The 18,418-nt window shown below is 40.9% G+C and carries 24 protein-coding genes; 8 read left to right on the forward strand and 16 right to left on the reverse strand.

Features of this window, described 5'->3' with window-relative positions:
- Positions 1-6: 6 nt before the first annotated feature.
- The gene (locus ACTJJQ_RS14420) at positions 7-375 is read right to left on the reverse strand and encodes an RlpA-like double-psi beta-barrel domain-containing protein (protein ID WP_003213878.1); all 369 of its coding nucleotides are present in this window, start codon (positions 373-375) and stop codon (positions 7-9) included.
- A gap of 210 nt (positions 376-585) precedes the next feature.
- Here ACTJJQ_RS14420 and ACTJJQ_RS14425 point away from each other — a divergent pair, with 210 nt between their 5' ends.
- The 3 genes from ACTJJQ_RS14425 (at position 586) to ACTJJQ_RS14435 (ending at position 2,341) form a co-directional block, all read left to right on the forward strand.
- Positions 586-1,260 carry a hypothetical protein gene (locus ACTJJQ_RS14425; RefSeq protein ID WP_041093255.1) on the forward strand — a complete coding sequence of 225 codons (675 nt, stop codon included), beginning with the start codon at positions 586-588 and terminating at the stop codon, positions 1,258-1,260.
- A 124-nt stretch (positions 1,261-1,384) separates the two neighbouring features.
- Positions 1,385-1,852, forward strand: coding sequence for a hypothetical protein (locus ACTJJQ_RS14430; protein ID WP_017366718.1), 468 nt, complete (start codon positions 1,385-1,387; stop codon positions 1,850-1,852).
- 138 nt (positions 1,853-1,990) lie between these two features.
- Complete coding sequence (locus tag ACTJJQ_RS14435) at positions 1,991-2,341, forward strand: DUF4064 domain-containing protein (RefSeq protein WP_008344359.1); 351 nt, start codon at positions 1,991-1,993, stop codon at positions 2,339-2,341.
- Between the two features lie 46 nt (positions 2,342-2,387).
- Here the strand turns inward: ACTJJQ_RS14435 and ACTJJQ_RS14440 are convergent, their stop codons facing one another.
- A complete protein-coding gene (locus tag ACTJJQ_RS14440) occupies positions 2,388-2,813 on the reverse strand; it encodes a hypothetical protein (RefSeq protein WP_050827006.1) in 426 nt (141 codons plus the stop codon).
- A 206-nt stretch (positions 2,814-3,019) separates the two neighbouring features.
- On the opposite strand from ACTJJQ_RS14440, the gene ACTJJQ_RS14445 reads away from it, so the two are divergent.
- Positions 3,020-3,898, forward strand: a complete 879-nt coding sequence (locus ACTJJQ_RS14445) for a D-alanyl-D-alanine carboxypeptidase family protein (protein WP_429624666.1) — start codon at positions 3,020-3,022, stop codon at positions 3,896-3,898.
- Positions 3,899-3,933: 35 nt separating this feature from the next.
- On the opposite strand, the gene ACTJJQ_RS14450 is transcribed toward ACTJJQ_RS14445, so the two are convergent.
- The 5 genes from ACTJJQ_RS14450 to groES form a co-directional block, all read right to left on the reverse strand.
- The gene (locus ACTJJQ_RS14450) at positions 3,934-4,545 is read right to left on the reverse strand and encodes an FMN-binding negative transcriptional regulator (protein WP_129548122.1); all 612 of its coding nucleotides are present in this window, start codon (positions 4,543-4,545) and stop codon (positions 3,934-3,936) included.
- Between the two features lie 20 nt (positions 4,546-4,565).
- Positions 4,566-5,084, reverse strand: a complete 519-nt coding sequence (locus ACTJJQ_RS14455) for a GNAT family N-acetyltransferase (protein WP_129548121.1) — start codon at positions 5,082-5,084, stop codon at positions 4,566-4,568.
- A 21-nt stretch (positions 5,085-5,105) separates the two neighbouring features.
- Positions 5,106-5,558 carry a MarR family winged helix-turn-helix transcriptional regulator gene (locus ACTJJQ_RS14460; RefSeq protein WP_008344363.1) on the reverse strand — a complete coding sequence of 151 codons (453 nt, stop codon included), beginning with the start codon at positions 5,556-5,558 and terminating at the stop codon, positions 5,106-5,108.
- Between the two features lie 375 nt (positions 5,559-5,933).
- Complete coding sequence (groL, locus tag ACTJJQ_RS14465) at positions 5,934-7,568, reverse strand: chaperonin GroEL (RefSeq protein WP_007496015.1); 1,635 nt, start codon at positions 7,566-7,568, stop codon at positions 5,934-5,936.
- Between the two features lie 56 nt (positions 7,569-7,624).
- Complete coding sequence (groES, locus tag ACTJJQ_RS14470; protein WP_046342814.1) at positions 7,625-7,909, reverse strand: co-chaperone GroES; 285 nt, start codon at positions 7,907-7,909, stop codon at positions 7,625-7,627.
- Positions 7,910-8,138: 229 nt separating this feature from the next.
- On the opposite strand from groES, the gene ACTJJQ_RS14475 reads away from it, so the two are divergent.
- From ACTJJQ_RS14475 to ACTJJQ_RS14485, 3 genes are read left to right on the forward strand one after another with little or no spacing between them, the layout of a single operon-like run.
- Positions 8,139-8,873: a CPBP family intramembrane glutamic endopeptidase gene (locus ACTJJQ_RS14475; protein ID WP_046342812.1), complete on the forward strand. Its 735-nt coding sequence runs from the start codon at positions 8,139-8,141 to the stop codon at positions 8,871-8,873.
- Positions 8,870-9,064 (forward strand): YdiK family protein, encoded by a 195-nt coding sequence (locus ACTJJQ_RS14480; protein ID WP_017366710.1) that lies wholly within the window; start codon positions 8,870-8,872, stop codon positions 9,062-9,064. The genes ACTJJQ_RS14475 and ACTJJQ_RS14480 overlap by 4 nt, the downstream gene beginning before the upstream one ends.
- 57 nt (positions 9,065-9,121) lie before the next feature.
- Positions 9,122-9,748: an NUDIX hydrolase gene (locus ACTJJQ_RS14485; RefSeq protein WP_249476518.1), complete on the forward strand. Its 627-nt coding sequence runs from the start codon at positions 9,122-9,124 to the stop codon at positions 9,746-9,748.
- A gap of 39 nt (positions 9,749-9,787) precedes the next feature.
- On the opposite strand, the gene tatC is transcribed toward ACTJJQ_RS14485, so the two are convergent.
- From tatC to moaC, 4 genes are read right to left on the reverse strand one after another with little or no spacing between them, the layout of a single operon-like run.
- Positions 9,788-10,552, reverse strand: a complete 765-nt coding sequence (gene tatC / locus ACTJJQ_RS14490) for a twin-arginine translocase subunit TatC (protein WP_090756407.1) — start codon at positions 10,550-10,552, stop codon at positions 9,788-9,790.
- 6 nt (positions 10,553-10,558) lie between these two features.
- Entirely contained in the window at positions 10,559-10,738 is a 180-nt protein-coding gene (locus tag ACTJJQ_RS14495; protein WP_008344374.1) for a twin-arginine translocase TatA/TatE family subunit, read from the reverse strand.
- Between the two features lie 27 nt (positions 10,739-10,765).
- Entirely contained in the window at positions 10,766-11,419 is a 654-nt protein-coding gene (locus tag ACTJJQ_RS14500; RefSeq protein ID WP_008355687.1) for a redox-sensing transcriptional repressor Rex, read from the reverse strand.
- 15 nt (positions 11,420-11,434) lie between these two features.
- Positions 11,435-11,926, reverse strand: coding sequence for a cyclic pyranopterin monophosphate synthase MoaC (gene moaC, locus ACTJJQ_RS14505; RefSeq protein ID WP_035391505.1), 492 nt, complete (start codon positions 11,924-11,926; stop codon positions 11,435-11,437).
- 138 nt (positions 11,927-12,064) lie between these two features.
- On the opposite strand from moaC, the gene ACTJJQ_RS14510 reads away from it, so the two are divergent.
- Positions 12,065-13,987 (forward strand): ABC-F family ATP-binding cassette domain-containing protein, encoded by a 1,923-nt coding sequence (locus ACTJJQ_RS14510; protein ID WP_056705790.1) that lies wholly within the window; start codon positions 12,065-12,067, stop codon positions 13,985-13,987.
- A gap of 467 nt (positions 13,988-14,454) precedes the next feature.
- Here the strand turns inward: ACTJJQ_RS14510 and tsaD are convergent, their stop codons facing one another.
- Genes tsaD through thiL form a run of 5 tightly spaced genes read right to left on the reverse strand, consistent with a single transcriptional unit; the run spans position 14,455 to position 18,066 of the window.
- Positions 14,455-15,483 carry a tRNA (adenosine(37)-N6)-threonylcarbamoyltransferase complex transferase subunit TsaD gene (gene tsaD / locus ACTJJQ_RS14515; protein WP_017359857.1) on the reverse strand — a complete coding sequence of 343 codons (1,029 nt, stop codon included), beginning with the start codon at positions 15,481-15,483 and terminating at the stop codon, positions 14,455-14,457.
- On the reverse strand, positions 15,476-15,904 hold the full coding sequence (rimI, locus tag ACTJJQ_RS14520; RefSeq protein WP_008344382.1) for a ribosomal protein S18-alanine N-acetyltransferase: 429 nt from the start codon (positions 15,902-15,904) through the stop codon (positions 15,476-15,478). Before rimI ends, tsaD begins: the two co-directional genes overlap by 8 nt.
- Positions 15,905-15,929: 25 nt before the next feature.
- Complete coding sequence (gene tsaB, locus ACTJJQ_RS14525) at positions 15,930-16,619, reverse strand: tRNA (adenosine(37)-N6)-threonylcarbamoyltransferase complex dimerization subunit type 1 TsaB (RefSeq protein WP_017366704.1); 690 nt, start codon at positions 16,617-16,619, stop codon at positions 15,930-15,932.
- Positions 16,600-17,076: a tRNA (adenosine(37)-N6)-threonylcarbamoyltransferase complex ATPase subunit type 1 TsaE gene (gene tsaE, locus ACTJJQ_RS14530; RefSeq protein WP_017359859.1), complete on the reverse strand. Its 477-nt coding sequence runs from the start codon at positions 17,074-17,076 to the stop codon at positions 16,600-16,602. Before tsaE ends, tsaB begins: the two co-directional genes overlap by 20 nt.
- Positions 17,077-17,088: 12 nt before the next feature.
- Positions 17,089-18,066: a thiamine-phosphate kinase gene (gene thiL / locus ACTJJQ_RS14535; RefSeq protein ID WP_017359860.1), complete on the reverse strand. Its 978-nt coding sequence runs from the start codon at positions 18,064-18,066 to the stop codon at positions 17,089-17,091.
- Positions 18,067-18,418 lie beyond the last annotated feature (352 nt).

Genomic DNA, 18,418 nt, shown 5'->3' on the forward strand with positions numbered 1-18,418 from the left:
TATGTATTAATAAGTGTAATGCCCTTTGACGACACCTTTACTTGTTTTATATCCAAGTGCTTTGAATGCTTTCGGACTTACGTCTAATACTGCGTTTGGCATTCTACCTACATCATATTTATATACTGTAATCACTTTATGTGGTTTCGCTTTTGTTGTCACTCTTAGTTTTGTACCTTTTTTCGGTACGTCAAATCCCATTTTCGTTGCTGCATCCCAATGACCGAGTTTTTTTCCATCTGCGCCTTTTTTACCGACACCATTATACCATGTAATATTGCCGCTTACTTTTTTTGCACTTGCTCCATGTGAGAAACTAAACGCTAAAAATAAACTAGCTACTGTTACGATTGTCGCGATAAGCTTTTTATTCATTAAAAAATCCTCCGTATTTGGTTTCTGACCCTATTATACATGAAGATGCACCCAGTTATTTTACAGTCACATTACAATTCGAATACAAGTTGACCACTTAATGACCGATTTTGTTCATAAATTTCACCAAAAACAGCCAGAACATTGTCAGTAGATCCCTCCCTTTTGTTTTATATAATAGAAATGAATCAAAGATAAGGAGGAATTTTCATGAAAAAGTGGTTCATCGTTTTGAGTGTAAGTTTGACCTTCGTATTGATGCTTTCAAGTATTCCTGCCTCTGCGGCTGGTCCTCGTCACGGCGCCATCGTGACACAAACGGATGAAGCCAAATGGTCAGGTATCTCGGCTGATATTGTGCTGCCAAAAACAGCCACTATTAAAAATGGCTATGCCGACTGGTATCTTGGTCTCGGTTCTGCCGTTGTTGAGAGCGGGATTTCAAAAACATCTTCTGGTTATAAGGTATTCCTGGGCACCGGCTCCCAAGGCGGCAGTCAATATTGGAACAGCGAATACGATTCAAGTATTAAAGATGGTGCACGTGTCAACTTAAAGCTCATCAACAATGGTGATGGCACAGTGTCACTATACGTCAACGGGAAACTGCGTTATAAACAGCCTGTTTTCAACCCTAGTCGTCTGAAAGACCTCGATGTCGTCAAAATGGTACACGGCGTACAAGATAATGGAACAAACAGCTACTCGCAAGCAAGCTTCTCTAATGTACAGCTTCGTGCAAATACATCTGGAAGTGTCTACAAAAAATGGGACGGCACCGTCAAATCATCTCTTTTACGCAAAAATCTAGAATCTGGTGCTCCGGCTCCAAAATTCACAGTCATTTCGTCTATCCCACTTAGTACAACCCTTTCAGCACAATAAAACATGAGCACCCACCTTTGGGTGCTTTTGATTGTTCACAGCTTATCAACACTTCTCTTTTAATCAAAACATCTATTCGTGGTAACATAAGCATACATACTTTGAAGAACAAAGGAGAAAGAACGTGAGAAAAAGTCTACTTGTTTTCATGAGTCTTGTTGCAACCTTCTCTATCCTAGCAGCTTGCTCAAATACGGCAAAAGAAGAAAAAACAGAATCTACGGCACTTCCAACGATTAATGAACGCATTCAAAATGAAACGAAAGAGGTCATGGAGCAGTCTAAGCTCGTAAAAGACACAGCGATCACCGTTGATCAAAAGAAAAAAGTCATTTCCTTAAACGTGACGGCTTCATCTGAGACCAATAGTGATTACGCTGAAGTCATTGGTTTGAACTTTGCCAAAACACTAGCTATTGGTGCATCCACTGAAAAGGAAAACAATCTGCATAAACCGGAAAATGACAGCCTCGGCGCCCTCTACTCCTTTTATGACCTAAACATTACCGTGAAACAGGAAAATGGAAAAGTACTGGCAAAAGGAAAGAAAACAACAAACGAAACAAAGATTACCTGGGAGAGAGCCCAGTAATTGGACAATAAAATCCTTTGTGGATTTTCTTGTTTTTTTTAACAAAACTATTAACATTGTGAAAAGAATGCCGATGAGTAAGATTGTGTTGGTTCTTAAGTACCAATAATTCTTATTTACATATCGGAGGAAAGTATCATGAAAAGAACAACGGAATTTGTTTTAGGCTTAATTGGAGGTATTTTTGGATTTTTCGGTGCAATGTTTGCCATTGCCTTTGGAGGACTCGATGCCGCATTTAGTGAATCAGGTACGAGTCAAATCACAGGATTAGGCTGGGCAGCGATGCTTTTCTCTATTCTTGCGATTGTGGCATCTGTTATCGTGAAGAAAAAAGCAAAGCTTGGCGGGATTTTATTATTAGTATCTGCTGTTGGTGGTATTATTTCTATTTCTATGTTCTTTATCCTTCCAGCTGTATTAATCCTAATCGCAGGATGCATGGGTGTGTTTAGAAAAGAGCCTGTCAAAACAGTTCCTGCTGAATAACGTTCACATAAAAGAAGCTTGTAGAGGATCGCTCTACAAGCTTCTTTTATTGTATATTTTCATTTAAATCTTCTCTTATGATATCAATCAGTGTGTCAATATCCGAGTGAGCTCTAGATGCTAATCGTACCAGCAAATGATCGATATCCTCATACAAATGACGATCTTTCAACATATACTCCCCATAATATGGAATGACAAAGAAATAGAGCAAATCAGCTACTTCTAGTGCAACGTCATCACCAACTTCATTCTTTAGCGCCTCCCCAACACATTGGATCAGCCAATTCAAATCTTCTTTCTTTTCAATCGGAACGTACATCAGCTGATGAATACGGTCCGTATCTCCCGTTTGTAAAATCTGCTCCGCTGCTCCCTTTGATAGAGCACCAATCTCTTTAGAAGATATATTAAGAACCGCGAATTCATTCTCTGATCTGTCTTGATCCATTTGCAGCACGTTTTGGTCCATCTCGACTCACTCCCCGTTCTCAGATACTTTTATTATAAGGAATTCAGCTGATTTTTTATGGAAATAGTGGATTTTTTTATGTAATTTTAAACAAAAAAAAGAACCTAATGATATGATTCAATCTCAATTGGCATAAAAAAACCATTGCACTTTATTTCAATCTATCTCAATATATGTATGTTAGTAGATTGAAAGGGATGAGAGAAATGAAGATGAAACACCCGTGGATCAAAGGAATTATTGTCAGTGTGGTTCTCGTTCTTGGGCTTGGAATCTTTCCTGTCCAGCTGCCCTTTTTACACATGACTCATGTGACACCAGTCGCAAAAGCAGCCGCACCGAAATACGTGACAACAGCGAATGTTCATCTTCGCAAGGGACCTGGAACAAAATATTCAGTGATATTGACCATTCCAAAAGGGAAAAGGATTCCTTATCTTAAAAAGAATGGTTCATGGATTCAAACAAAGTATAAAGGAAAAACGGGTTACGTCAGCTCTCAATATATCAAAAAAGCAGGCAAAAGCTCACCAGCTTCATATGCTGCTCCTTCCACTAAAACGCCAGGTACGTATGTAAAAGGGATATTGGTTGTGAATAAGAAACATAGACTCCCGTCTTCATACAATTCCGGAGAAAACAAACAAGCGAGAAAAGCAGTAAACGCTATGATCGCGAAAGCAAAAAAAGCAAACATCCGACTCACCGCTTTTAGCACCTTCCGTTCATACGACCGTCAGCGTGTCTTGTACAACAATTACGTCGCCTCTCATGGCAAAAAACAAGCAGATCGATTTAGCGCAAGACCAGGCTATTCCGAACATCAAACCGGCCTTGCTTTTGATATCGGCGGTGCCAATTCAAAACATTGGGCTGAAGATTCTTTTGCCAATACGAAAGAAGCGAAATGGCTGGCCAAACACGCCCATGAATTTGGCTTTATCATCCGCTATCCGAAAGGTAAAGAAAAAGTGACAGGCTATCAATATGAACCATGGCACCTCAGATACCTCGGATCAAAAAATGCGAAAAAAGTGAAAAAGAGCGGCAAAACCCTTGAAGAATATTTGAACATAAAAGGATAACAACAAAAGCACTCTTTTTCTTCAGAGTGCTCTTTTCATATATTCTCTTCTCTCCTTTTCATCGCAGCCGCCATTTCCACTTCACCCTCTGCTTCCAGCTGTTCAATAATGCGAGCATAATCTCTTTCATGGCGATTTTGGCTTAACTTAAAAGCAGCTTGAACTTCATCAATGATGATTTTGAAGCCCACAATCCCTTTCATTTGTTTCTCTAGCAGTTCCTCAGACAACGTATCCCACAGCACTGGCTGATCTCTATGACTTTCATATGTCTCCAGCATCGCTGTTAATTCCTTGACCAGTTCTGATTTTTCAAGCAGTGCAGCCTTTCCATATACATGTACAGCTTGATAATTCCACGTCGGTACGGCTTCTTTCTCATACCAAGAAGAGGATATGTAAGCATGCGGCCCCTGAAAAATGACGAGCACCTTCTCATTTTCTTCAAACGTTTTCCACTGAGGATTTCCAATCGCCATATGCCCTGAGATCACATACGAATCGCCAATTTGATGAAAACTCACTGGAATATGGGTCGCAATGGGCTTTTCATTCGTTGTCGTCACAACTGTAGCAAATGAATGTGATTGAATAAATGATTTGATTTTCTCCATATCTTTCACTTGAAAAAATGATGGCATATGCAAGTACCCTTTCCCCTTTTTGATCAGCTCAATGTTTTGGTCATAATGAAGTCCATTTGCTCCTCGTCCCCCATTTGGAAAGCATGCACTCCTGTTTGAACAAACCCAAGCTTTTGATAAAATGCCATGGCGGCTTTGTTATGCTCCCATACCCCAAGCCAAACATCACGTTTATGGTGTTTCTCTGCAATTTCAAAGGCTTGATTCATTAAATATCGACCTAATCCTAGTTTTTGAAAGGACTGTTTGATATAAATGCGTTCAATTTCTAATGTGTCATCACCCATCTCTTCTGACTGTGCATCGTCCATATTGACCTTCAAATAACCAGCAAGGCGTCCATTCACTTGAACAAAATAAAATTGTGAAAAGGGATGTTGTAATTCTTTTAACAGCTGGTTCGAATGAAAAGCTGTCTTCACATATGCGTCGATATGCTCCGCCTTGTTTTGGTCCTGAAACGTTTCTATAAAAGTATCGATTCCGATTTTTTGCAGCTCTTTTATATGTTGTTCATTACACCGAATGAGCGTGACGGTCATGAAGTAACCCCTCCTTAGTCATTAGTAGCTTCTCTTTTTGCCTTTTTTCACATCTTCCCAATCTTTTTCGATATTCTTTCGCACCCTTAGAAGATACTCATAAATCTGTTCCGCTTCCTCTTCAGAAAATCCATCCAGCGCTACCCGATTTGAATGATCATGTTCTCGTTTGATCATTGGATAGACGGCTTTTCCTTTCTCAGTTGGAAACAGCTTCTTGATTTTCCTATTCACTGTGTCATCTTTTTTCTCAATAAAACCATGCAGCTCTAATTTTTGAATAGCCCGGGCCGCCGTTGTTCGGTCTACCTTGATCATCTCCGCTAGTTTCTCCTGAATGATGCCAGGCTCCTCACAAATACGCACAAGATACAAATACTGCCCCTTCGTTAAATCATACTCTTTAAATTCAATATTACTAATGGAATCAAGCGCCCGAGCAATCACGCCAATCTCCCGCAAAATTTCTCTCATTTATCACGCCTCTTTTTTATTGTATTTACATAAATTTTAAAAATTAGTATAGCTCATGAATATTGTATATGCAATAAAAAGCCCACTTCCTCTCTGGAAGTGAGTTCAACCTCTTATTTATCACGCCTCTTCGATCCAAACAATCCAAACACGACAGCCAGTGCAACAATAATCGCCACCCAAGTCGTAAAGCCCATATGATCACCGCTTTTCTTTTTAAAATCATCTCATCTCTTTATGTTAGATAAAACCAAAAAATCACTGTCTCTTTAGTTAACGGATGTAAAGCGGTGAAAGTTTCAATTCATTTAACGCTCTTAACCAAAAAATAGACAAAACAAAAACCCCTATATTTCAAGGGGTTTTCGAGGGGTGTTACATCATTCCACCCATGCCGCCCATGCCGCCCATATCCGGCATTCCGCCGCCTGAGCCGCCTTCTTCTGGTTTGTCAGCTACGACTGCTTCAGTTGTAAGAAGCATAGCTGCTACAGAAGCTGCGTTTTGAAGTGCAGAGCGAGTGACTTTTGTTGGGTCAACGATTCCTTTTTCAATCATGTTTACCCATTCGTTTGTTGCTGCGTTGAAGCCTACACCAATTTCTTCGTTTTTCAAGCGCTCAACGATGACTGATCCTTCAAGACCTGCGTTGTGAGCGATTTGACGAATTGGCTCTTCAAGAGAACGTAGAACGATGTTCACACCTGTTTGAACGTCACCATCAGCTTCGATGGAAGCAACTTTATTGTATACATTCACAAGTGCTGTACCACCACCGGATACGATACCTTCTTCAACTGCTGCACGAGTTGAGTTCAGTGCATCCTCAATGCGTAGTTTACGTTCTTTTAGTTCTGTTTCAGTTGCAGCACCAACTTTGATGACAGCAACGCCACCAGCTAGTTTTGCAAGACGTTCTTGTAATTTTTCTTTATCGAATTCAGAAGTTGTTTCTTCTACTTGCGCACGGATTTGGTTCACGCGTGCTGCGATTTGAGCAGAATCTCCTGATCCTTCTACGATCGTTGTGTTTTCTTTTGTAACAACCACTTTAGACGCACGGCCAAGCTGACCAATTTCAGTTGATTTCAGGTCAAGTCCTAGGTCTTCTGTGATTAATTCTCCGCCTGTTAGAACAGAGATGTCTTCAAGCATTGCTTTACGACGATCACCGAATCCAGGAGCTTTTACTGCCACTGCGTTGAATGTTCCACGAAGTTTGTTCACAACCAGTGTTGCAAGTGCTTCGCCTTCTACATCTTCAGCAATGATCAATAATGGTTTTCCTTGTTGTACGACTTGCTCAAGTACAGGAAGGATTTCTTGAATGTTTGTGATCTTTTTATCAGTGATTAAGATGTAAGGATTTTCAAGAACCGCTTCCATCTTATCAGAATCAGTGACCATGTATGGTGAAGCATATCCACGGTCAAACTGCATTCCTTCAACCACTTCAAGCTCAGTTGTGAAACCTTTAGATTCTTCAATTGTGATGACGCCGTCGTTTCCTACACGCTCCATCGCTTCAGCAATGAGGCTACCGACTTCTTCATCTGCTGCAGAAATAGACGCAACTTGAGCAATTGATTCTTTACCTTCGATTGGTTTAGAGATCTCATGCAAGCCTTCAAGTGCTACTTTCACTGCTTCTTCGATTCCTTTACGAACGCCAACAGGGTTTGCACCAGCTGTTACGTTTTTAAGACCTTCACGGATCATCGCTTGAGCTAGAACCGTTGCAGTCGTAGTACCGTCACCAGCTACATCGTTTGTTTTGCTTGCAACTTCAGCCACAAGTTTTGCACCCATGTTTTCAAATGCATCTTCTAATTCGATTTCTTTTGCAATCGTTACACCATCATTTGTGATAAGTGGAGAACCGAATTTTTTCTCAAGAACCACGTTACGTCCTTTAGGTCCTAAAGTTACTTTTACAGCATCTGCAAGTGCATCTACACCACGTAACATCGCACGACGTGCTTCTTCACTGAACTTAATATCTTTTGCCATAATAACGAAACCTCCTCAGTCTTTTTAGAAATATATCTCAATCTTTGTTTATGTGATTAACCAATAACAGCTAAAATGTCGGCTTCACGAAGGATTAAATATTCTTTTCCTTCATATTTCACTTCAGTGCCTGCATATTTTGAGAAGATAATGCGGTCGCCTGTGTTTACTTCTAACGCAACGCGCTCACCACTTTCAAGTACACGACCTGAACCTGCTGCAACAATTTTACCTTCTTGCGGTTTTTCTTTTGCAGAATCCGGTAAGACAATACCGCTAGCGGTTTTTTCCTCAGATTCAACGAGTTCAATGATTACGCGATCGCCTAATGGCTTTAACATAAGAAACAACCTCCTCAATTTTTATATGTAGTCTTTTTTAGCACTCATCATCAACGAGTGCTAACACATTTATTATAATAAAGAATGTCTTCTGTAATTTCAAGTAAAAACCTTTAAAAATTTTTACGCTTTCATGATCTTTTTTTATCACCGATTCTTTCCTTTTCAACGAAAAAGAAGACTTGTGTTACAATAAATCTAGTTCTTTTAGTAAAGGGGTTTTCGTTACTTGAAAAAACAATATTGGTACATCATCTTAACGTATATATTGGTGCAGGTTTCTGCGTTTCCGTATGTGTTCATCATGAAGTGGTTAGGTTACATTCAGACACCGATGACACAAGCAGAGCTCTCCAAATTGTCAGGAACATGGACAATCATCAGCTTCTGTATTGGACTAATCATTATTCTGCTCATCCTTCGGACTGTACCAAAAGCTTCACTTCGAAATGAAGCACCGGCATCAGTCGGCGTGGCAATCGCTTGGATCATTGGCGGTTTCTTTCTTTCCCTCTTTGCACAATCCATTGCGGGGGCGATTGAACAATATGCATTTGGCATTAGCCGAGAATCCGAAAATACTCAAAACATTTTAGCCATTATGGATGCAGTTCCATGGCTTGTCATCGTCATCGCTCTGATTGGACCGATATTAGAAGAAATCATTTTTCGAAAAATCATTTTTGGTGTCGTTTATGAAAAAACGAATTTTTTCATTGGCGCACTTGTCAGTTCAGTGGTTTTTGCTGCTGTACACAATGATTTCCCACATATCTTGCTCTATACCGCAATGGGCTTTACATTTGCCTTTTTATATGCGAAAACAAAACGAATCATTGTGCCAATCGGTGCTCATATGCTGATGAATTCGCTCGTTATCCTTGTGCAGATTGAGCCAGTAAGAAAAATGATTGAAGAACAATCTCAAACAATGCAAATGATTATTGGAGGCTTTTTCTCATGAGAAACCCTGTCGTATGGGGCATTATTTATTTTGCCGTAGGTGTGGCGTTCACCTATATGGCCATTCAAAATCCAGGTGACATGTGGTCATTTTACAGCATTTTGCTGATGGTGTTTGCGGCCTATAATATTAATATCGCGTTAAAAATGTTTGCTTTTTCTGTCAAAATGAAAAAACAACAGCAAAAATAAAGCAGAAACCATTTTCCGCCGTTTGGAAAATGGTTTTTTTATGGAGGTCATGTTTTGATGGAACACGAAAAACTGAACATCATGAACAATCAGCATGAAACGATTGGTACAGCCGCTCGATCTGATATCCATGCTGAGGGCCTTTGGCATGAAACCTTTCATTTCTGGCTTTTAAAAAAGGAAGATGACACAGTGTTTCTCTATTTTCAGCTGAGGAGTCCCTCCAAAAAGGATTTCCCTTCTCTATTTGATATCACAGCAGCAGGCCACCTTCTCGCAGATGAACAGCCTTCTGATGGCATCAGAGAAGTCGAAGAAGAGCTTGGTCTCTCCATCTCGTTTGAGAACCTTACCTTTGCTGGTGTCATTAAAGATGAAATCCATATGCCATCGTTTACCGATCGTGAGTTTTGCCATGTGTATCTTTATATGGATCAAAAAGAGCACATGGATGTCCATCTACAGAAAGAAGAAGTTGCTGGACTTTATAGAGCAAGGCTGATGGATGCACAGCAGCTTTTAAGTAGAGAATGCAAAAAAATGAAAATCGAGGGCTTTGAAGTGGATGCAGACGGCAAGCGACGTGAGGAAAAGAGAGAGGTCCGTGTACATGATTTTGTCCCGCATGAACCTGCCTATTATGAGCATCTCTTTCAAGCAATCAATCAATTTCTTTCGCAATAGAAAAAGCATCGTGATCCCTATTTGGATCACGATGCTTTTTTATGAGACAACATCATTTTCTTTCTCCTCTGTCTCTGTTTGCTGCATTTTGCGATAGGTCACTCTTGAAATGACAATACTCACTTCATACAAAACGAGCATTGGCAAGGTAACCATGAGGTGAGAAACGAGCTCTGGCGGTGTAATAAGTGCGGCAATGACAAGGAGGACAAAATAGGCATACTTCCGTATTTTCGATAAAAACATCGGTGTAATGATGCCAAGTCTAGTGAGAAACATCAAAACGACAGGCATCTGAAACAAAAAGCCAAATGGAAGTGTTAACTGCATCAGAAATGTAAAATACTCATGAATCCCAATCACTTGCTCCACATGTAAATCATTTGACATCCGCATCATAAAGTCGACGACAAACGGAAACAAAATAAAATAAGAGAAAGCCACACCGCTCAAAAATAAAAGCAGTGCAATCGGAATATAAGCAAGTGTCACCTTTCTTTCTTTTTCATATAAGCCAGGACTCACAAACGCCCAAAGCTGATATAAAATCACGGGACACGTCAAAACAAGAGCAATGACAAAAGCGAACTGCATAAACACGTACAGTGGATCTGTGAGCTTAAATGCGTTCAATGTCAGTGTGGCCGCTTCATCGGTATTTTGTAAATACACAATGACCGGCTTAGCGAGAAAAAAACCTGCCACCATAAAGGTGACAAAAAACATCGCAATGATCACTAAACGTTTTCGCAGTTCCACAATATGCTCCATAAGCGGCATATCTTTGACATTCATGAAGCTCATCCTATTCTACTGATCTTCTTTTTTCTTTTTTTCTTCCTGATCATCAGCTAAACCTTTTGTGGCATTTTTGAATTCACGTAATGTATCTCCTGCTGCTCTTCCTAATTCAGGAAGCTTTTTCGGCCCAAAAATAATGAGCGCAACAACCGCAATCAGAACCAAACTTCCAGGACCGATCGGACCCATTTGCTCCACCCCCTTTACCCCTTTTCGTCAGTCCTCCTGTGTAACAGAGTAATGCTTTAAGAAATACACAAGAGACTGAAGTTCAACCGCCAAATCTATATGATGAATTCGAATGTGTTCCGGCACATTCAATCGAGCCGGCGTAAAGTTAAGGATTCCTTTGATGCCAAGGGCAATCAAACGATCTGTAATGGATTGAGCTGCTACGGCAGGCACTGTCAAAATCGCAACAGGAATATCTCCTACCTCTTGCACATGCTCTTCAAGCTTATCCAAATCATAGACAGGCACGCCGCCTATCTCACTTCCTATTTTACTCTCATTGACGTCAAAAGCCATTGAAATTTTTGTATTATTATTTTTAATGAAATTATAATGTAAAAAAGCAGTCCCTAAGTTCCCGACACCGATGAGCATAACATTCGTCATTTCATCTTGGTCAAGGGTCTTTCTAAAGAAGGTCAAGAGGTAATCGACGTTATAGCCATACCCTTTCTTCCCAAGTGCACCAAAGTAAGAAAAATCTCGGCGAATGGTGGCAGAATCCACTTTGACTGCATCACTAAGCTCTGCCGATGACACCCTTTGTTTTCCTGATGCATGCAGATTTTTTAAAAAACGGTAGTAAAGCGGCAAACGTTTGGCTGTCGCTTGTGGAATTTTTGACTGGTCTATATTCATATAAGATCCTCCAACTTAAATATCAGATGCTCTGTGAAAATCACCGTTTTTCCCGCCTGTTTTTTCTACTAGATAGGTCGGGCCGATGATCATTCCTTTGTCTATTGCTTTGCACATGTCATAAACGGTCAGTGCACATACTGAGGCAGAAGTGAGCGCTTCCATCTCCACACCCGTACTTCCTTTTGTTTTCACTTGTACTTGTATGTTCAGAATGTACGCATTTCCGTCTTCCTCCCAATCAAAGGAGATATCGACACCTTTTAATGCAAGCGGATGGCACATTGGAATGATAGTAGATGTTTGCTTTGCTGCCATGATGCCAGCTACCTGTGCGACAGATAGTACATCCCCTTTTCCAATACCATGCTTTTGTATTTGATGAAATACTTCTTTTATCATACGAACGCTTGAAACAGCAACGGCAGTTCTCACTGTAGACGATTTGTCACTAATGTCGACCATCTTTGCTCTTCCTTGTTCGTTAAAGTGGCTAAATTGACTCATCTTTCAACGCTCCCTCACTCAAATCATACACTATTTTTTCCTATCTGTCTTTCATTTGACCATGGCAGCCGTATGTAAGATTTGCCGGTTTACTGCTGATAAGCTACACTTAACATATTATAGCAGAGGTGAAGTTACATGATGATTCTACAAGTGAATCAGCTGTCCAAATCGTTTGGCGCTGATACCGTTTTAACGAATATAAAATTGGAAGTCAAAGCGAGGGATCGTATTGCCATTGTTGGTCGTAACGGTGCAGGAAAATCCACGCTTTTAAAAATCATTGCCAGTCAAATGTCTTACGAACAAGGTGAGATCATCAAACCGAAAGACCTATCCATTGGATATCTAGCACAGCATACAGATGTGACGTCTACACGTACGCTAAAAGACGAACTACTATCCGTTTTCGATCATTTAAAAGAAATGGAACAAGAGATGAGAACCATAGAAGAGAAAATGGCTTCTTCCACAGGAACAGAATTAGATTCTCTAATGAAAACCTATGACAGGCTGCAGCAAGCATTTAAAGATCAAGGCGGCTACCAATATGAAGCAGATGTCCGCTCCATTTTACACGGACTCGGCTTTAGTCATTTTGAAGATCATACAACCGTCCAATCCTTAAGCGGCGGTCAGAAAACTCGTCTAGCGCTTGGAAAGCTATTATTGATGAAACCAGAACTCTTGATTTTGGATGAGCCAACCAACCATCTAGATATTGATACCTTATCATGGCTTGAGCAGTATTTGCAAAATTATACAGGAGCCATTCTCATCGTTTCCCATGACCGATACTTCTTAGACAAAGTCGTAAACCATGTATATGAAGTGTCAAGAACAGCGATGAAAAAGTTCGCTGGGAACTATAGTAAGTATCTTGACCAAAAAGCTGAGCAGCTAGAGCGTGATATGAAGCTGTATGAAAAACAACAAGAAGAAATTTCGAAGCTTCAAGATTTCGTGGATCGCAACTTAGCAAGAGCCTCCACCACAAAGCGTGCTCAAAGCAGAAGGAAACAGCTGGAACGGATGGATCGTTTAGATAAGCCGTTAGGAGATGAAAAATCCGCAAACTTCCATTTCGATATTATGAGGCAAAGCGGAAATGACGTGCTGAAGGTGCATGATCTCGATATTAGTTACGATGAAAAAACGCCGCTCCTCTCCTCCCTCTCTTTTCATATTAAACGGGAGGATAGCGTGGCACTCATCGGTCCTAACGGTATCGGGAAATCAACTCTTTTAAAAACCTTAACGGATACGTTAAAACCAGTAAAAGGCGATATCAGCTTTGGTTCTCATGTGACGATTGGCTACTATGATCAGGAACAAGCCAAGCTGACATCCTCCAAGAAAGTGTTAAATGAACTTTGGGATGATTATCCCCATATGACTGAAAAAGACATTCGGACTTGTTTAGGAAACTTCCTTTTTTCAGGTGATGACGTCTTAAAGCCTGTACATGCATTAAGCGGTGGAGAAAAAGCACGACTTGCGCTGGCAAAGCTGATGCTCCAAAAAGCCAATTTCCTGATTCTTGATGAGCCGACGAACCATCTTGATTTAGACAGTAAGGAAATTTTAGAGAATGCACTGATTGATTATCCAGGCACCATCTTGTTTGTTTCGCATGACCGTTACTTTATCAATCGCTTGGCAACAAAAGTACTTGAGCTTTCGCCAGATGAAACAAAAGAATACCTCGGTGACTACGACTACTATCTTGAAAAGAAAAACGAACAATTAGAGCTTGAAGCACTCCAAACTCAGGAGACGCATAAAAAACAAGCAGAAAAACCAGTAGAAACAGCAAAACTTTCCTATGCAGAAGAAAAAGAACTAAAAAAGAAAGAAAGACAAAAGCAGCGCCGAATTGAAGAAATTGAAGAGCGTATCGCTGTCATCGAAGACAAGCTCGGTGAAAACGAAGAGCTTCTATGTGATCCTGCTATTTTCCAAGATCACGAGAAAGTACAAGCCATTCAAACAGAAAATGATGCGCTCAATCAAGAGATGGAATCACTTTTTGCGGAATGGGAAGATCTATCAGATGCATAAAGAGTGCCCTAACGGGTGCTCTTTTTTTAAGGAGAGAATCTTTATCCACAACGATACCCACAATAACATCTTGATTATTCTTAAATATTTTAAAGTTATCCACTTTATCCACAGTATTTTAATCACATATCCACATAAAAGATCACATTTATACACATTCTCTTCATTTTAAAACAAATTTTCTAACAATTGTGGATATATAACGTTTACATGTGAATAAATCGCTTTCATTTCAATAGAAAAAAATCCTGTATATCCACAGGAGTTCCAAATTGTTGACAAAGGGCTAAAATGAACTTGATTTTAGCCCTTTGTCTTCTTTTCAGCGTGATAGAAAGCCCTTGAAGTCTAGGAAAGACGATTACTGGCGCGGAGCGAATTTGATATTCGTGAGCACCAGCACGCAGGACTGACAAAGAATGCGAGGGTTTGTCTACACGCTGAAACTCCTGTATCAACAGGAGTTCTTATTCATAGGAGACAAGCGGCAGTCCAGGTTGACCGTTCATTGCCATGTCGCCTCTTATTCCCTTTTCAAATGCAATGGTTCCCGCAGCAGCAATCATGGCTGCATTGTCTGTACAAAGAGACAATGGCGGAATCATGACATTCACTTCAGGTAGCTTCGCAAATGCTGAAGTAAGGGCTTCTCTAAGACCTTTATTGGCAGCAACCCCGCCAGCTAGAACGACTTGTTTCACACCATACGCTTCAGCCGCTTTTAATGTCTTTCCAACCAGCACCTCAATCACACTTTCTTGGAAACTTGCAGCCAAATCCTCTGGCGCAATGGTTTCACCCTTTTGAGACGCATTGTGTAGTGTGTTGATGACCGCTGATTTTAAACCGCTGAAGCTAAAATGATAGGACCCTTCTTCAAGCCATGCTCGAGGAAGCTTAATCGTTGGCTCCCCTTCATGTGCCAATCGATCAATGTGAGGTCCCCCTGGATATGGCAGACCCATTGTCCGAGCTACTTTGTCATACGCTTCTCCAGCCGCATCATCCAACGTTTCACCAATGACCTCAAAAGACCCATGCTCTTTCATCAAAACAAGCTCAGTATGCCCACCAGAGACGACTAGAGCTAAACAAGGAAACACCAGTTCACCAACGAGCTGGTTCGCATAAATGTGTCCAGCAATATGATGAACACCAACAAGCGGAATTTGATGTGCAAAACTCAATGCTTTGGCTGCATTAACACCTATCAAAAGTGCACCAACTAAGCCCGGTCCTTCTGTCACAGCAATGGCATCTAAATCCTGAAAGGTCATATTGGCCTGCGTCATGACTTCTTCTAATACGATCGTCATTTGTTCCACATGATGCCTTGAAGCGATTTCTGGTACCACGCCGCCAAATCGTTTATGGCTTTCTATTTGTGAGGCGACAACATTCGCTACGATCTCTTTCCCATTTTTCACAATGGACGCAGCTGTTTCGTCACAGCTTGTTTCTATACCTAATATGAATCGATCTTTTTTTTCACTCATTTATCTTCACCCACATGACTAATGCATCTTCCCCGTTATCCGTATAATAATTTTTTCGAATAGAAGCTGGTTTAAAACCTAGCTTTTCATAAAGGGATTGTGCTGGCGTATTTGATACCCGCACTTCTAGTGAAAGATGATCTGTCTTTTTTTCTTTGCAAAATTCCATGACATATCGAAGCAGCGCTTCCCCGTATCCTTTTCCCCGGTGCTCAGGGAGAATCGCAATATTCGTAATTTGTGCATCATCCATGACAATCCAAACGCCGCAATACCCAACAGGCTGACCATCTTCTTCAATGAGGAAATAATGGCTGTATTGGTTATGGAGAATTTCATAGACAAACGACTCTTTTTTCCAAGGCGCTGTAAACGAATGCACTTCAATCGTATATACCTCTGGGATGTCCTCTACTGTCATTCTTCGCATCTCTACTGTGTTGAGATTATTTTTGTCCTTCAAGCCATTTCACTTCCGCTTCTGCCAAACGAATATAATTAGGAACAAGCTGATGGACATCTTCAGCAGGGCGGTCTGCCCCCAAAAATGCGAGCACTGAAGGTCTTGGGTTGTGAAATGCCTCGTCTGCTAAAACGGCGGTTTCTCCAAGTATGGAGAGTATATTCTCTTGATGAAGATGCACATCATGTCCAAGAAATAAAACAGGGTTCCCTTCCTTTTTCAGCTCTTGAAGCCAATCAGTGAGCAGGATATTTTGATCTGGTTTCACTTCTTTTATCTTTCCACCTTCAAATGTATATAACCCTGTATAAACTTGTCCTCTTCTTGCATCAAATATAGGAGAAATCATTCCATCAAAATATCGAGCATTTGCCGCCAGCGTTTCTAAACTTGAAACAGCAGCTATCGGGATAGACAGCGTCCAAGCAAGTGTTTTTGCAATGGTCACACCGATTCTAACGCCAGTGTAAGAGCCGGGTCCTTTGGCTACAACAATTTTGCTTAATTCGTTCGGTGCTACGCCGCATTCTTTCATCAGTGCTTCAACTGTCGGCATTGCACGTACTGAATGATTCTTCTTTAAGTACGTAATACTTTCCCCAACCACAGTGTCATCACGGACAAGAGCTATTCCGAGTGTATGGTTTGACGTATCAATTGCCAGTATGGTCAATGTTTTTCATCTCCTTACAAAGGGCCTCATAACGCTCCCCTTTTGCATAAAACGTGAGATGACGTTCTTCTTCACGTTCTGTTCTCAGCATTTCAATTTTTAAATACGATGAAGGCAATTGAGGTTCAATGAGATGTGCCCATTCAACCAAACACACACCTTCCCCCTCAAAATATTCGCCCAGTCCAATATCTTCTTCCGCATCTTCCATACGATACACATCCATATGATAAAGTGGCAGTCTGCCATCCGTATATTCTTTAATAATTGTAAAAGTAGGGCTGTTGACGATACGGGTAATACCTAAGCCTTCTGCAAAACCTTTTGAAAAAGTCGTTTTACCTGCGCCTAAGTCTCCTTCTAATGTTAAGACATCGCCGGGCATCACAAGTGTAGCCAAGGCAGCAGCAATTCGTTTCGTCTCATCCGCACCTTTTGTTGTCCACGTTAACTTCATGGTGAAGTCACCTCATTTCTTAAAATGATTATATCCTTTTTTCATTAAAATTGTTTGTTGATCATGGTCTTTTAAAATAACGCTGGACGCTTGGTCATCTTTGACTTGTCCAATACGCGTGACCTGAATGTGTTCTTTTTTACATTGCGTCTCAAATCGCTTCCAATCCGTTTCAGGGATCGTACCAGTTAAGACAAAATCCTCTCCACCGAACAAGACCCATTCAAGCCACTCTTTATGTAACAACGGTAGATGTGGATGTTTTGGGAGCTGATCAGCTTCAATTTCAATCGTCACACGACTGGCTTCCGCTATTTCGTTTAACTCACTCGCTAATCCGTCACTCACATCATTCAAGGTCACCCGGGGGAAGCTTGAACAAATAAGGCCAGCAGCAATATGGGGCTGCGGCATTTTGTGTCGCTCTAGAAAAAAAGCAGTGTCAATCGAATGTGCAGTATTTACTTCATTCATTAAAAGGGATAGCCCAGCAGCTGATGAACCTAGTTCACCTGTGACAAAGACAACGTCTCCTGTCTGAGCACTATGACGGTAACAGGCTGATCCCTTTGGAATCTCACCAATGACCGTTACTGTGATGACAAAGTCACTGCGGGTGGCTACTGTATCTCCACCGATTAAATCCATATGATATGTGTCAGCCAATGCTTTCATTCCCTCGTAAAAAGCTGCGACAATTGCTTCATCCCCATGAGGCGGGATCGCGATTGATACAAGATAATACTTAGGGGTTCCTCCCATGGCTGCAATATCACTGATATTCACTGCCAGCGCTTTAAATCCAACCTCAAAGGGTGTGGAAAAATCAAATCGAAAATGGACATGCTCTACCATTGTATCAACACAAACGACCTCTTCACAATGTGAATGAGGTTGATAAACACTAGCATCATCACCGATGCCCATGACCAAAGAACGCTGATGCGTTTCTTTTGGTGTAATTCGACGAATAAGATCAAATTCATCCATAAAAGACAGCCCCTTCATACAATCAACTGATTGAGCAAACATGATGTCAGACACAGTTAGTATTAGTGTAGCGAATATGAGCCTCGGTTCCAACTAAAAACGATATAAAGAAAGCCTGGTATAAAAAAACCAGGCGTTGTTTGTTGAAGTCATGATCTTTTCTTATCACATTTAGTGTAGCCAAACACAAGGAGTTTCATTGCGTCTAGGATACTTATTGAAAGAAAAAGACATAAAAAAAAAACGAAACTATACGTTTTCGTTTACAAGTCATAAAAATGGCGGTCCGGACGGGACTCGAACCCGCGACCTCCTGCGTGACAGGCAGGCATTCTAACCAACTGAACTACCG

Origin of the sequence: Bacillus sp. 22483 (assembly GCF_052044605.1) — a bacterium.
Classification (GTDB): domain Bacteria; phylum Bacillota; class Bacilli; order Bacillales; family Bacillaceae; genus Bacillus; species Bacillus altitudinis.

What these genes read in the sequence shown, in the direction of transcription:
- tatC (WP_090756407.1), bottom strand. Translation starts at nt 10,552, where the DNA reads ATGAGCTTCATGAATGTCAAAGATATGCCGCTTATGGAGCATATTGTG.
- ACTJJQ_RS14500 (WP_008355687.1), bottom strand. Translation starts at nt 11,419, where the DNA reads ATGAATATAGACCAGTCAAAAATTCCACAAGCGACAGCCAAACGTTTG.
- ACTJJQ_RS14440 (WP_050827006.1), bottom strand. Translation starts at nt 2,813, where the DNA reads ATGGACCAAAACGTGCTGCAAATGGATCAAGACAGATCAGAGAATGAA.
- groL (WP_007496015.1), bottom strand. Translation starts at nt 7,568, where the DNA reads ATGGCAAAAGATATTAAGTTCAGTGAAGAAGCACGTCGTGCGATGTTA.
- ACTJJQ_RS14435 (WP_008344359.1), top strand. Translation starts at nt 1,991, where the DNA reads ATGAAAAGAACAACGGAATTTGTTTTAGGCTTAATTGGAGGTATTTTT.
- tsaD (WP_017359857.1), bottom strand. Translation starts at nt 15,483, where the DNA reads ATGAGTGAAAAAAAAGATCGATTCATATTAGGTATAGAAACAAGCTGT.
- moaC (WP_035391505.1), bottom strand. Translation starts at nt 11,926, where the DNA reads ATGAGTCAATTTAGCCACTTTAACGAACAAGGAAGAGCAAAGATGGTC.
- ACTJJQ_RS14485 (WP_249476518.1), top strand. Translation starts at nt 9,122, where the DNA reads ATGGAACACGAAAAACTGAACATCATGAACAATCAGCATGAAACGATT.
- groES (WP_046342814.1), bottom strand. Translation starts at nt 7,909, where the DNA reads ATGTTAAAGCCATTAGGCGATCGCGTAATCATTGAACTCGTTGAATCT.
- ACTJJQ_RS14455 (WP_129548121.1), bottom strand. Translation starts at nt 5,084, where the DNA reads ATGACCGTCACGCTCATTCGGTGTAATGAACAACATATAAAAGAGCTG.
- ACTJJQ_RS14495 (WP_008344374.1), bottom strand. Translation starts at nt 10,738, where the DNA reads ATGGGTCCGATCGGTCCTGGAAGTTTGGTTCTGATTGCGGTTGTTGCG.
- ACTJJQ_RS14460 (WP_008344363.1), bottom strand. Translation starts at nt 5,558, where the DNA reads ATGAGAGAAATTTTGCGGGAGATTGGCGTGATTGCTCGGGCGCTTGAT.
- rimI (WP_008344382.1), bottom strand. Translation starts at nt 15,904, where the DNA reads ATGACAGTAGAGGACATCCCAGAGGTATATACGATTGAAGTGCATTCG.
- tsaE (WP_017359859.1), bottom strand. Translation starts at nt 17,076, where the DNA reads ATGAAGTTAACGTGGACAACAAAAGGTGCGGATGAGACGAAACGAATT.
- ACTJJQ_RS14420 (WP_003213878.1), bottom strand. Translation starts at nt 375, where the DNA reads ATGAATAAAAAGCTTATCGCGACAATCGTAACAGTAGCTAGTTTATTT.
- ACTJJQ_RS14480 (WP_017366710.1), top strand. Translation starts at nt 8,870, where the DNA reads ATGAGAAACCCTGTCGTATGGGGCATTATTTATTTTGCCGTAGGTGTG.
- ACTJJQ_RS14510 (WP_056705790.1), top strand. Translation starts at nt 12,065, where the DNA reads ATGATGATTCTACAAGTGAATCAGCTGTCCAAATCGTTTGGCGCTGAT.
- thiL (WP_017359860.1), bottom strand. Translation starts at nt 18,066, where the DNA reads ATGGATGAATTTGATCTTATTCGTCGAATTACACCAAAAGAAACGCAT.
- ACTJJQ_RS14425 (WP_041093255.1), top strand. Translation starts at nt 586, where the DNA reads ATGAAAAAGTGGTTCATCGTTTTGAGTGTAAGTTTGACCTTCGTATTG.
- ACTJJQ_RS14445 (WP_429624666.1), top strand. Translation starts at nt 3,020, where the DNA reads ATGAAGATGAAACACCCGTGGATCAAAGGAATTATTGTCAGTGTGGTT.